This window comes from Nonomuraea sp. NPDC048882 (genome assembly GCF_040649755.1).
GTDB classification, from domain to species: domain Bacteria; phylum Actinomycetota; class Actinomycetes; order Streptosporangiales; family Streptosporangiaceae; genus Nonomuraea; species Nonomuraea maheshkhaliensis.
Genome location: NZ_JBEZGB010000012.1, coordinates 74,399 through 86,315, shown reverse-complemented (window position 1 = coordinate 86,315; position 11,917 = coordinate 74,399). Strand labels below are relative to the sequence as shown.

The window sequence follows — 11,917 nt, the reverse complement described above, 5'->3', positions numbered from 1 at the left end:
CGTACGGTTCAGCGGCCAGTAAGAACATGACAACGTTGTCAACCCCGATCTGCATAGAACCTCGCAAACCCGACTCACCATGTCAAGACAGCGCTGTCAGCTCTCTCACGTCACCGCCGCCCGACCGTTCGGTTCCGTCCCCGGTTATCGGTCGAAAACCTCCGCTGGACCAGGGGATTCGAGCGGAGGCACGATCGGCGCATGTCACCTCTGATCCGCTACTCGGGAGAGTTCTCCCCGGACGTGATCGCCCGCGCCTCCGGCTCCTGGCTGGAGACCACGGACGGGCGGCGCCTGCTCGACTTCACCTCCGGGCAGATCTGCGCCACCATCGGCCACAACCACCCCCGCATCGCCGAGGCCATCCGCCGCTCCCTCGACACCGCGATCCACCTCAACTCCCGCTTCCTGTCGCCGCCTGTGCTGGAGCTCGCCGAACGGCTGGCAGCCCTGCTGCCGCCGGGGCTCGACCACTCGATGTTCGTCAGCACCGGGGGCGAGGCGAACGAGGGCGCCGTCCGCATCGCCAAACTCGTCACCGGCGGGTTCGAGGTCGTCGCGCTGACCAGGAGCTGGCACGGCATGACCGCCGGCAGCCAGGCCCTGACCTTCTCCGCCGGCCGGCGCGGCCACGGCCCCACCATTCCCGGCGTCTTCACCGTCCCGGCCCCGTACTCCTACCGCTGCCCGATCCGGCACTGCGCGGACACCTGCGACATGACCTGCCTGGAGGTCGGCTTCGAGCTCTACGACGAACAGACCACCGGCGCCCGAGCCGCCGTCATCGCCGAGCCCGTGCTGTCGTCCGGCGGGGTCGTGGTGCCGCCGCCCGGCTACCTCGCCAGGCTGGCCGAGCTGGCCCGCGAGCGCGGCATGCTGTTCATCCTGGACGAGGCCCAGACCGGGTTCGGCCGGCTCGGCGCCATGTTCGCGATGGACCTGGCCGGCGTCGTGCCCGACCTCGTGACGCTGTCCAAGACGTTCGGCGGCGGCCTGCCGATCGGCGCCGTCACCACCACGGCCGCCATCGAGGAGACCGCCTTCGAGCGCGGGCTGATGTACTTCACCTCCCACCAGTCCGACCCGCTCCCCGCCGCCGCCGCCCTCGCGGTGATCGACCTGGTCGTGGCCGACGACCTCGCCGCCCGCGCCGCCAAGGCGGGCGACCGGCTCGGCGACCGGCTGCGGGAGCTGGGGGAGCGGCACGAGGCCATCGGCGAGGTACGCGGGCTCGGGCTGCTGTGGGGGGTGGAGCTGGTCGAGGACCGGGAGAGCAGGGAACCGGCCGCCGAACTCGGCGACGCCCTGACCGACGCCTGCCTGTCCTGCGGGCTGTCGCTGAACATCACCAAGGGCCGGGCCGCCGGCTCGACCGCCTGCCTGCGCATCGCGCCGCCGCTGACGGTGAGCGACGACGAGATCGACACGGCCGCCGAGATCATCGACGACGCCCTGACCGGCCTGGGCAGGTGACGCTCGGCCTATGTGAAGAGGGTGGCGGCCGTGCGCAGGGCCGCGCGGGTCGCCACCAGGGCCGGCCGGCTCAGGCCGTCGTCGCGTACGACGGTGAAGATGCGCCGGCCGACCCCGATGTCGAGCACCTCCACCGAGCTCTCCCGCTCCGGCCGGGCCAGATCGGGCAGCAGCGTGACCGCCTGACCGGCCCCCACCAGGGCCAGCAGGACGAGCAGGTCGGTCGCACGGTGCCGCAGGTCCGGCTGGAAGCCGCCCTTGGCCAGGCAGACGTCGCGCACCAGCCGCTCGTGGCTGGTGCCGCGGTGCCCGCCCGCCCATATGGCCCCCGCCACGTCGGCCAGCTCCCTGGCCGGATGGCCGCGGGGCACCACGAGGCGGACCCGTTCGGCGTACAGGTCCTCGAAGGTGAGCCCGCGCAGCTCCCGCCGCGGCCGACCGTCGTGGTCGTCACAGATCGCCAGATCCGTCTCGCGGCGCAGCAGCGCGTCGAGCGCCTGGTCCGACTCCAGCTCGGTGATCTCCCCGCGCACTCCCGGATGATCGCGCGCCAGCGCGGCCAGGGCCGGCGCCACCAGGTGCACGGCGGCGGTCTGGAACGCGGCCACCCGCACCACCCCGGCCACGGCCCCCGCCGCCGCGGCCATCTCGGCCTCCGCCTGCTCCACCCGGGCCAGCAGCACCTCGGCGTGCCCGGCGAGCACGTGCCCCGCCTCGGTGAGCCGCAGCCGGCGCCCGTCGCGCTCCAGCAGCCGTATCCCGGCCTCGACCTGCAGCTCGCCGAGCTGGTGCGACACCGTGGACGGGCTGTACGACAGCGCCTGCGCGACGGCGGCGATCGTGCCCCGCCGCCGGAACTCGCGCAGCAGCCGCAACCGATGGAGATCCAGCATCAGGGGCATTCTGCCCCCTCGCGCCCCCGTGCGGCTCAGTGACCGCCGGGATGCAGACCGGTCAGCCACTCCTCGAACGTCGTCGGCGTGATGCGGGCGCCTTCGCCGGGCAGCAGCACGTCGCCCGCCATCGACGGGTCGAACAGTCCCGACCACGTCGGCACCAGCTTCACCTTCCTGCCCTGCGCCTGGTGGGTGCGCCGGGCCATGTCCACGAGGTCCTGCTGCTCGGGCCCGGCGACGTCGGCGTACCGGCCCCGCGGCGCGCCCTCGGCGAGCTCCGCGAGGACGCCGGCCACGTCGGCGGGTGCGATCGGCCGCACGAGCAGCGGCGCTATCTCCGCCACGCCGTCCCGCTCGGTCCAGCTCGCCACCATGGCCGCGAAGTCGTGGAACTGCGTGGCCGGCACGATCGTCCACGGCACCGGGCCGGCGGTGACCAGGCGCTCCTGCTCCCGCTTGCCGGCGTAGTGCGCGTTGCCCTCGATCCTGTGCAGTCCGGCGATCGAGAGCAGCACGTGGTGGCGCACCCCGGCCCGCTGCTCGGCGGCGAGCAGATTGCGCGTGGTGGTCCCGAAGTAGGCCACCGTCTCCTCCCGGCCGGCCACCGGGCCGTTGATGACGTCCACGACGGCGTCGGCCCCGGCGAGGACGTCGTCGAGGCCCTCGCCGCTCAGCAGGTCGACGCCCAGCGAGCGGCTGATGGCCACGGTCTCGTGCCCGGCCCGCCCGAGCGCGGCCACCGTGAGCGCCCCGATGTTCCCCGTGGCGCCGGCGACTGCGATCCGCATGATGATCTCCCCCTCGATGACGTTGTCCGCCGACCATATCTCGGACTAAACGGATCCTCAATATCCGGGATAGGCTGGACGGCGTGAAGCTGCCTGTGAGCACCGAATGGCTGTTGCACTGCGCCACGACGCTGGCGCAGCTCGACCAGGGAGCCAGCACGTCGGCGGCGCAGCTCGCCGACTACTACGACCTGCCCGCCCCCTACCTGGCCAAGCAGTTGCAGGCGCTGGTCAGGGCCGGCGTGCTGGCGGCGACGACCGGGCCGAGAGGCGGCTTCAGGCTCGCCCGGCCGGCCTCCGAGATCACGCTGCTGAGCATCGTCGAGGCGGTCGACGGCGCGGCCTCGCCGTACGAGTGCCGCGAGATCCGCCGGCAGGGGCGGGGCGCGCTGCCGCCCGAGCAGTGCGAGCGGATCTGCGTCCTGGCCGCCAAGATGGCCGACGCGCACGCCGCCTGGCGGCGCAGCCTCGAAGGCGTCACCCTCGCCGGCATCCTCGGCGAGCTGCCCGACACGGCCCCGGCCCGCACCCGCGCGCGCCTCGCGAGCATCGCCCGGCCGGCCCCGCCGCGCTGAGGGCCCGCCCCTACTGCTTGGGCGTGACGTTGACGGCGCTGCCCGTCGGGACCGGGACGATGGAGACCTTGCCGTCCTGGATGGCCTTGTACAGGATCGCCCCCTGCGGGCCCAGCACCTTGGCCAGCTTCTCCAGCGACTTCAGCTCGGTCAGCGCGCGGGTGTTCTCCGCCTCCTGCGCCTTCTGCCGCTCCTGCGCGGCCTGCGTCTCGGTCTGGGCGTCCACTATCGACTTCGGCGGCTCGGGCTGGCGGATGATGAACTGCAGCCGCTCGAAGTACTCGCCCTGGGTCAGGCTGGAGACGTACTGGTTGGTCAGCTTGGACATGTCCTGCTCCCACAGCGCCTTCTTCGCCGGGTCGGAGTACAGCTCGCGCCAGTTGTACTTCAGCGTCGCCTCGTCCATCGCCCGCTCGACGCTGTTGCCGATGTAGAACTGCAACATCCGGGTCCAGCCGTCGGACTCGTACGCCGCGTACTTCTTGCCGATGTTCTCGTGGAACGCCTGCAGCTTCTTGCAGTCGGCGGCCGAGAAGTAGAACGTGAGACCACCGATCATGGTCATGATCTGGCCGTCCTTGCTGACCGAGGTGATGGGCTTGCCCTCGGACTCGGCGCGGCCGGTGAAGTCGTACGTGCGCTGCCCGTTCGGGTAGCGGTAGCCCTCGTCGCCCGGTCCCGACACGTCGCGGGTGGACGGCTTGAGGCACTCCTGGAAGGTGGTGCTGCTGAACATGCCCGCGTCGTAGACGATGCCGCCCTCGTCGGGCTCGACGTTCGTCACCGAGCAGCCCGTGAGGGCCGCCGCGGCGAGCAGGACACCCGGTAGCGTGCGTTTCACTTCGAGATCTCCTCAGGGGGAAGGTGGGAGGGTCACGGAGAGTTCAGTGATCATAGTGGGGCCTCCACGGCGGGAGCGGACCCGATCGGGCCGGGATAGGGTGCGCGGATGATCGAGATACCGGAGGCGTTCGCGCGCGGCACCGCCGAGCGTGAGGGGCAGCGGGGAGCCGCCTGGCTCGCCGAGCTGCCCGGCATCACCGAGCACCTCTTCGAGCGCTGGGACTGCGTCCAGGAGGGCGAGATCACGCACGGTGCCGTCGGAGTCATCGTGCCGGTGCGCCGGCGGGACGGCGGCAGCGCCGTGATCAAGGTGTCGTTCCCGCATCCGGGCAACGTGCACGAGCCGGACGCGTTCGCGGCGTGGGGCGGGCGTGGCGCGGTCCTGCTGTACGAGCGCGCCGACGAGCACTTCGCCATGCTGCTGGAACGAGCCGGCACCTCCACCCTGGCCCAGGCCGCGGAGGTCGAGGAGATGGTGACGGTCGCCGGGCGCGTCAACCGGCGGCTGGCGGTCCCCGCGCCGCCCGGCCTGCCGCGGCTGCGGGAGCGGGCGGGGGAGTGGGAGGAGGAACTGCGTAAGGACGCCGAAGAACTGGCGCACACGATGCCACCGTACGTCGTGGACGCCGCCGTCGCGACGGTACGGGAGCTCGGCCGTTTCCAGCCGGACGTCGTCATCCACGGCGACCTGCATCCGCGCAACATCCTGCGCGCCGAGCGCGAACCCTGGCTGGCCGTCGACCCCAAGGGCTACGCGGGCGATCCCGCCTACGACGGAGGCACGCTGCTCAAGGCGCTCGCGCCCCGGCTCCTGGGGGCCGGCGACCTGCGCGCGGCCGTCCTGCGCGCCCTGGCCGTCTTCGCCGAGGCCGCCGAGCTCGACCACGACCGCGTGCTGCGCTGGGTCCAGTTCCACGCCGTGCGGACCGCGTTCTGGGGCCGCCGCCACGGCTACGGCATCGCGAGGAGCGGGCAGGGCTTGGACTCGCTCACCGAGCTGGCCGACCACCTGGCCACCCAGCTCACCGGCCGGCCCTCCTAGGAGTCGCGTTCCGTGAGGTCGGTGACGCGGCGGCGGAGCGCGGGCTCGTGCTCGGGGTCGGTGCACAGTGTGAGTGTCGCGCCTTCGCCGGCGGCGCCGGCGAACACGGCCAGCAGCGTGCCGAGCTGCTCGGGAGGCTCGCCGGCCAGCAGCTCCTCGGCGTGCGTCACCACCAGGGCGACCGTGCCCGCGTCGCGCAGTGAGTCGGTGAGCGCGTCCCAGTTGCGGCCGAAGTAGCCGGGCAGGCGCAGCGCCCGCGCCACCTCCGCGAAGAAGGCGGCGCGGGTCGCGCAGGCCCGCCCGTCCACCACCACGGGCGCAGGGCCGGTGGAGACCGTCAGCCAGGGCGGCAGCGGGCGTGCGGCGGAGCTCATGGCGGTCCTAGAGGCGGTAGAAGTCGGTGTAGTGGTCGGGCGTGAACCACGTCGCGCCCGTGCTCCGGTTCACGACGATCCGGTACGCGTCCCGCGCGGCGCCGCGCGACCGGCTGTAGACGTCGTACTCGTAGTAGGTGGCGCCGGCCGGAAGCTGGCCCTCGCGGTTGTAGAAGCGGCCGCCCGTGTAGTTGTAGCGGCCGTCCGGCTGCTTCTGCTATCCACACAGAGGGAGCGGGGCATCATGGATGACATGCTCACGACGGCGTACGACGGGTGCGGGCGCTGCTTGGTGGGGGTACGGCGGCTGAGCAGGAAGACCGACGCCACCAACAGCCCGCAGCGCCAGGCGGACCAGATCCTACAGGCCACAGCGGACATCGGAGGGCACATCGTGGCATGGGCGGATGACTGGGAGGTCTCCGGTGCCACAGATCCGCTGACACGACGGGGGTTCGGACCGTGGCTGCGGGGAGAGATGGGGCCGTACGACGGCATCGCGGCGGCCACCGTCGATCGCGTCGGGCGCAACGTCCGGGACACGTTGAACACGCAGGATCTATTGACCGGTCAAGATCGCGTTATCGTGACGGCCGATCACGTCGGGATGTGGGATTTTAGCGACCCGAACCAGGAAAACGAATGGCTGATAAAGGCGTGGGGATCGCAAATGGAACTCCGTGCGATCCAGAAGCGAAACCGCGACGAGGCGGTACGCGCACGCGCAGCAGGAGAGCCCAAACAACGCCCGTCGTACGGCTACATGTATGTCCGTCTCGCCCCAAAAGCAAAGATTGATCACGTAGCGATCGATCCACTAGCCGCACAGATTATCCGGGAAGTAGCGCAGCGGATCCTGTCGGATGAGACGGGAAAAATCACATGTGCTACAGAGGCGACACGCTTGACGCGCGAGGGGATTCCCTGCCCGTCCGATCGGCTTCGCCAATTGTATGGGCGTCCGATGAAGGACGGACCGTGGACTGCGAAAGCCGTCAAGCACATCTTGTGCAGCGAAGCCGCACTTGGGTATCTGATGCACAACGGAAGGCCGGTGATTGGTTCTGACGGTCGGCCAGTTCGCATTGCCGAGCCGCTGTGGGATCGCGCGGCGCATGACGCTCTCGTCAAGAAGACTGCGCCGAAACGCGACGGAAGCCGCGCGCCGAAGAGCAAGCAATTGCTGTCAGGTATCGTCTTTTGCGGTAACTGTGGAGCTCGGCTCCACGTCACTGGCCGATACGGATGTATCGCGCGAGTACGTGGGATACCTGCGTCGGCGCATTGCAAGCCCGCCCCCATCATGGGACTCGCGGCATTGGATACTCTCGTAAGCGAATGGTTCCTCGCGCGCTACGGTGCCGGTGAGGTCATGCGGAAAGTCTACGATCCCGGCACCGGACATGCCGCCGAGATCGCGGAGTTGACGGCCACACGCGCGCGGTTGCGTGAGGACCGCCAAGCGGGGCTGTATGACAGTCCAGAGGACGCGGAATGGTACCGCGTTGAATACCGGCGACTCGGGGATGAAATCGCGGAGCTGAAGGCGCTACCGGAACGCAAGCCCGGAATGCGCATGGTGCCTACCGGCAAGTCGATAGGCCAGGAATGGGGCGCGGGAGATTCTGTCAAGCGGCGGGAAATGCTCGCAGAGTTTGAGGTCCGCGTGGTGTTGCACCCGATCGACCACAACCCGCGCTTAGCGATTACCGGCATGGAGATCAGCACGGACGGGATCGAACTAACCGGCTGAGGGGGAAGACACGCAGAGAAACCGCCCGGCACCTATGTAGGTAGGTCCGGGCGGTTTCGTCTTCCCGTGTTCCTCTGACGTGCCGAATGCGGGACTGTCCTTTCTTGAGGCGAGGGCTTCAGGCGGGAGTGAATACGGGAACCAGGTAGCGCACGGTGCGCCCCATGCGGGTGGTCGCTCGCACGTCGCGCATTGATAGCCGCCCCTGCCTCGGCAATTCGGTAATTGGGCATCTCAGTACGGTGGCGACAGGCCACGGCGCATATGCCAAAGCGAGGAGACAAGAATCGGAATGCTGGGTATCGAGACGACAGCATAGCGTTTCGGTGTCAGCCTCCACGATCACGACTGTCAGAGCCGCTTGCGTAATGCGGATCTGCCATTCGTCTTTTGTGGGGGAATAGATGGTTCCGCCAGAAACGGTGGCTATGGCATGGGCAAGGCGGCGGGATGGGCTAGCGATCTGCCATCCTGCCGCGCCAGTCTCCGCATGGACCCAAGGGTATAGATGTCCATTGCATAGATTGCGCGCGGGCGTCTCCGCGTGACTGGCCGGGAGTAGCCTCACCTTCTTTCCATCTTCTCGATTCGATACTTTTGATTTGCTCGTCGGGCATCACCTCTTTCCAGCCGAGCGCTCCGAAGCGCTTCCCCTCCTGGCTACTCTCCGTGTTCGTCTCATCGTCTCGTCTCAGTGCGCGTGCGTCGCCTATGTATGCGCAGACGTGCGGGAGACTGAGACATTGAGACGATGAGACGACTACCGAGAGTCGATGACTACGCGGGGTCGGGGTCGAGGCGGGCGCGCCACCGTCCCCGGCTGACTTGACGTACTCTCCCGTCGTTTTCGAGCTGTGACAGTCGCCGGTAAATGGTGGGGCGGCTCATTCCCGTTGCGGTTTTCAGCTCGTCTACAGTTATCCCGTTTTCGGGGGCGTCGTGTAGGACCGTCCACAACACGCTGTCGCCGCGTTTGGGCGCGCTTTGGCGGGCGTGCCGTGGCGATGTCCGCCCCTCGTCTGTCGGGGTGTCTGCGTACCTCTCAGCCGCCGATGCGGCGGCGTCAAGAGCGGCCAGGGACACCGCGTCGAGGGACGGGCGATGCTCGGCGTGCCGTTCGGCGGTCTCCGCTACCCCCGCGTCGTCGAGGAGGTAGCTGCGGGCACGGCGGGGGATGTCGTGTTCCGGGGAGCTGATCAGGAACTTGCCGGGGGCGTCCAGTTTGTGCGGATGCCATCCGGCCTTGACCATGCCCTGTCCGAGGATGAGGTCCCCATCACGGGGTTCGCGGACGCGGAAGCACAGTCGGACGTCCATCTGGGAACGGACTGCGCTCTTGCCCATCGCCTCTTTCGAGGGGCGTTGCGTGGCGGCGATCAGGTTGACCGCTGGGGCGCGGCCCCGTCGGGCGATCGAGTCGGCGTAGTTGATCGCGTGGGGTGCCTCGCTGGCCAGTTCGGCGTACTCGTCGATGATGATGATCAGGGCGGGGCGCTCGGGTGACGGCTCCCAGACGCGTTCGCCGCGTTTTGTGAGGTCATCGGCCCGTCCGTCGAGGATGATCACGGCATCGGCCAGCAGCGTCTCTGCCTCCTGTGGTGTGGTGGCCAGGCGGTTGATGCACGATGACCAGGGCAGCAGCTCCATGCCGCGTTTGAGGTCGATCGCCCACAGGATCACGTCTTGGCAGGCAGTCAGGTCCCCCAGCAGGACGTTCACGCCGCCGGACTTGCCCGCTCCGGAGATGCCCGCGAACAGCCCGTGCCGCCGCAGGAAGGGCACACGGACGGGCATGCCGTCCTCGAACAGCCCCAGCTTGACCGGTTGCGTGATCGACGTGATAGTCGGGCCTGGCCAGGCGATGGCGTCGGCGTGCGGGTCGGTCTCGATCACTCGGACGTCGGCGCGGTTGGCCTTCTTGCTGGCCACCGGCTGGACACGCACGCCGCCGCGTGTGGTGCCCAGCGCCGATTCCAGGCGGGGGACCGCCGTGAGGGCATCCTCAACGGTCTGGCCGAGCCCCAGCCCGAGCCGGAAGCGATAGCCCCACAGATCCACGATGGCGGACTGCACGCGCGATCCGGCCAGGCCGACCGCTTGGGCGATGTCCGGCCAGGCGGCCAGCGTGCGTTCTACGCGCACGCGGGCACGCCTGCGACGGTGCGCCCACCAGGGCACCGCCAGTACGAGTGTGCCGATGCCGAGCACGGCAGGTAGGGGCGCGGTGAACGGCCCCTGGTAGGCGGCCAGGGTGAGCCACGTACCGACGAACGCCGTGGTGACGGCGGCGTAGCCGCGTTCGATCGGGCGGGGCAGGTTGACCCACCGGCCCCAGATGGCCACGGCACCCGCCACCAGGACGGCGGCGATGATGACGGTGGGCCACCATTCGGGGAACCAGCGTCGCAGGATCACGCCCGTCACCAGGACAGCGGCGGCGATGGTGAGGGGGGCGAGTTCGGAGCGGTAGCGCCAGACGGCGCGAGCGATGCTGGCGATGACCAGGGGCGCGAAATCAAGGTCCTCGGTGATGAGCGCCATGGGTTCGACGCCGTACCGTCGCATGCGGCGGGCGTTGCGCCGCATCTGGTAGCGGGAGGCGCGATGACGGTTCATCGGCCACCGTCCGCCGCTTGTTGGGCGTCGGCGCTGTGCTGGGCGTGCAGCTCGTCACGCACGTAGAACAGCGGGTCGTGCTCGCCCTCGTCGTGGGCGGCCAGGGTGGCGCGGATGGCGGCGATCAGGTTCGCGCGCTGGTAGCGGGCGGTGGACAGTGCAGCCCGCAGACGATCGATGTCGGCGATCAGGGCCGGGGCGTCGGCCAGGGCGTCAAAGATGCGGCGCCATAGGTCGTCGAGGGCGGGGGCGGACTTGGCGAATGCCGTCAGCAGTTCGGCGGCGGTGGTGTTGCGGGTGGCAGCTCCCTGGAGATCAGCGTGCGGGTAGGGATGGCGTTGGGTCATTAAGCATCACCTTCTTCGGTTGGCGGGCAGGTCACTGGCCGGTGATCCAGCTCAGGGCTGAGCCGATCGCGGCGCGGATGTCGGGGGCGAGCGCGGTAGCGGCCAGCAGGAAGCCGAACAGCAGCGCAATGAGCGCGTGCCAGAGCTTCAACCCCAGGTAGCGCCAGGCGATGAACACCAGCACACCGACCACGAGCACCAGCGGGACAGTCACAGACACGGGACTTCACCTCCTCTTCGAGATCTCGGAGACTGGCGACGCGCGGGTCAGATGCCGTCATGGCGGGACTTGCGGCGGTGCCAGCGCCAGCGAGCGCGGCACTTGCGGCACCGCTGTGTTCCGGGCGTGGCCGCGCCGCACAGGCACCGGCCAGACTGGAGCGGGAGTGATCGCATCAAAGCTTCACCTCCCCCCGGTGTAGGCGGTCGGCCGGCGGGCGTAGGTGCCGAGCAGCCGGCGGCTCAGGGTTCCGGTTGGGGTGTGGCGGCGGTCCTCCGCACGGATCACGACGACCAGCACGACGAACAGCGCCACCGCGGCGACCGACAGGGCCAGGGCCAGGATCACGACGAACAGGGCGAGGTCCACCGCTCACGCCCCCTCGATCGCGTCGAGGGCGATCACGTCGCGGTAGGACTCCAGCGCGGCGCGGCGGTCCATTGCTGCCTGCGTGATCGCCACGGCCTGGTAGTGGACGCTGCCCAACGCCACACTGGCGACGTGGTGCCCGTACTGGACCGTGGGCGTGGTGCCCAGCAGGGTGGCGATCCGCTCGACTTCGGCGATCGCTTCAGCCTCGGTGCTGGCGTCGGTGTCGTAGAGCGGGTGGACTGACACTCGCACCGGCCCGTACCGGGGGACCGGTAGTAGCGGGTGGGCGTCGAGGAACGCGGCCAGAGCGCGCAAATTGGCGATCAGTTCGCGGCGATGGTGGTGCTGAGCTGGGCTCATCTAGATCACATCCCTTCCGTTTCCGGTGACCTACGCTGCGAAGGTAGGTTTCGGGGAAGGGCTCAACCCATCACGCGGTGTGATCGTGCGGTGAGATCAAAAACATCCGGCGATGAGATGAGACGGATCCTGCGGTGAGATAAACCCCAGCTCACGGCACATGCGGCATAAGAGGACCCCCGACAGAGTCCCTTGGGAACTGGCACTCTCGCGAGCGCAGAGGAACTCTGCCGGGGGCGATGACGCGACGGTACGGGA

General features: G+C 69.3%; 13 protein-coding genes and 1 pseudogene. 4 read left to right on the top strand and 10 right to left on the bottom strand.

Annotated elements, in window-relative coordinates; all coding sequences use genetic code 11:
• Positions 1 to 201 precede the first annotated feature (201 nt).
• Positions 202 to 1,473 (top strand): aspartate aminotransferase family protein, encoded by a 1,272-nt coding sequence (locus AB0C27_RS36300; protein ID WP_357853743.1) that lies wholly within the window; start codon positions 202 to 204, stop codon positions 1,471 to 1,473.
• Between the two features lie 8 nt (positions 1,474 to 1,481).
• On the opposite strand, the gene AB0C27_RS36295 is transcribed toward AB0C27_RS36300, so the two are convergent.
• Both AB0C27_RS36295 and AB0C27_RS36290 read right to left on the bottom strand, forming a co-directional pair.
• Positions 1,482 to 2,366 (bottom strand): LysR family transcriptional regulator, encoded by an 885-nt coding sequence (locus tag AB0C27_RS36295; protein WP_357853740.1) that lies wholly within the window; start codon positions 2,364 to 2,366, stop codon positions 1,482 to 1,484.
• Between the two features lie 35 nt (positions 2,367 to 2,401).
• Positions 2,402 to 3,157: an NAD(P)H-binding protein gene (locus AB0C27_RS36290; protein WP_357853737.1), complete on the bottom strand. Its 756-nt coding sequence runs from the start codon at positions 3,155 to 3,157 to the stop codon at positions 2,402 to 2,404.
• An 83-nt stretch (positions 3,158 to 3,240) separates the two neighbouring features.
• Between AB0C27_RS36290 and AB0C27_RS36285 the strand changes: the two genes are divergently transcribed.
• A complete protein-coding gene (locus tag AB0C27_RS36285; protein ID WP_357853734.1) occupies positions 3,241 to 3,732 on the top strand; it encodes an Rrf2 family transcriptional regulator in 492 nt (163 codons plus the stop codon).
• A 10-nt stretch (positions 3,733 to 3,742) separates the two neighbouring features.
• Here the strand turns inward: AB0C27_RS36285 and AB0C27_RS36280 are convergent, their stop codons facing one another.
• Positions 3,743 to 4,573 carry an SPFH domain-containing protein gene (locus tag AB0C27_RS36280; protein WP_357853731.1) on the bottom strand — a complete coding sequence of 277 codons (831 nt, stop codon included), beginning with the start codon at positions 4,571 to 4,573 and terminating at the stop codon, positions 3,743 to 3,745.
• Positions 4,574 to 4,681: 108 nt separating this feature from the next.
• Here AB0C27_RS36280 and AB0C27_RS36275 point away from each other — a divergent pair, with 108 nt between their 5' ends.
• Positions 4,682 to 5,617, top strand: coding sequence for an aminoglycoside phosphotransferase family protein (locus AB0C27_RS36275; RefSeq protein ID WP_357853728.1), 936 nt, complete (start codon positions 4,682 to 4,684; stop codon positions 5,615 to 5,617).
• Here the strand turns inward: AB0C27_RS36275 and AB0C27_RS36270 are convergent.
• Positions 5,614 to 5,991, bottom strand: a complete 378-nt coding sequence (locus tag AB0C27_RS36270; protein ID WP_357853724.1) for a barstar family protein — start codon at positions 5,989 to 5,991, stop codon at positions 5,614 to 5,616. The genes AB0C27_RS36275 and AB0C27_RS36270 overlap by 4 nt on opposite strands.
• Positions 5,992 to 5,998: 7 nt before the next feature.
• Positions 5,999 to 6,169 (bottom strand): annotated as a pseudogene (locus AB0C27_RS36265) (ribonuclease domain-containing protein); the annotation flags it as partial.
• Positions 6,170 to 6,235: 66 nt separating this feature from the next.
• Between AB0C27_RS36265 and AB0C27_RS36260 the strand changes: the two are divergent.
• Positions 6,236 to 7,744, top strand: coding sequence for a recombinase family protein (locus tag AB0C27_RS36260; RefSeq protein WP_357853721.1), 1,509 nt, complete (start codon positions 6,236 to 6,238; stop codon positions 7,742 to 7,744).
• 777 nt (positions 7,745 to 8,521) lie between these two features.
• On the opposite strand, the gene AB0C27_RS36255 is transcribed toward AB0C27_RS36260, so the two are convergent.
• The 5 genes from AB0C27_RS36255 to AB0C27_RS36235 form a co-directional block, all read right to left on the bottom strand.
• Positions 8,522 to 10,360, bottom strand: a complete 1,839-nt coding sequence (locus AB0C27_RS36255) for a cell division protein FtsK (RefSeq protein WP_357853718.1) — start codon at positions 10,358 to 10,360, stop codon at positions 8,522 to 8,524.
• Entirely contained in the window at positions 10,357 to 10,707 is a 351-nt protein-coding gene (locus AB0C27_RS36250; RefSeq protein WP_357853715.1) for a hypothetical protein, read from the bottom strand. Before AB0C27_RS36250 ends, AB0C27_RS36255 begins: the two co-directional genes overlap by 4 nt.
• Positions 10,708 to 10,738: 31 nt before the next feature.
• Positions 10,739 to 10,927, bottom strand: a complete 189-nt coding sequence (locus AB0C27_RS36245) for a hypothetical protein (protein WP_357853712.1) — start codon at positions 10,925 to 10,927, stop codon at positions 10,739 to 10,741.
• 183 nt (positions 10,928 to 11,110) lie between these two features.
• Positions 11,111 to 11,296 (bottom strand): hypothetical protein, encoded by a 186-nt coding sequence (locus AB0C27_RS36240; protein WP_326640131.1) that lies wholly within the window; start codon positions 11,294 to 11,296, stop codon positions 11,111 to 11,113.
• A 3-nt stretch (positions 11,297 to 11,299) separates the two neighbouring features.
• Positions 11,300 to 11,659, bottom strand: a complete 360-nt coding sequence (locus AB0C27_RS36235) for a hypothetical protein (protein WP_357853709.1) — start codon at positions 11,657 to 11,659, stop codon at positions 11,300 to 11,302.
• Positions 11,660 to 11,917 lie beyond the last annotated feature (258 nt).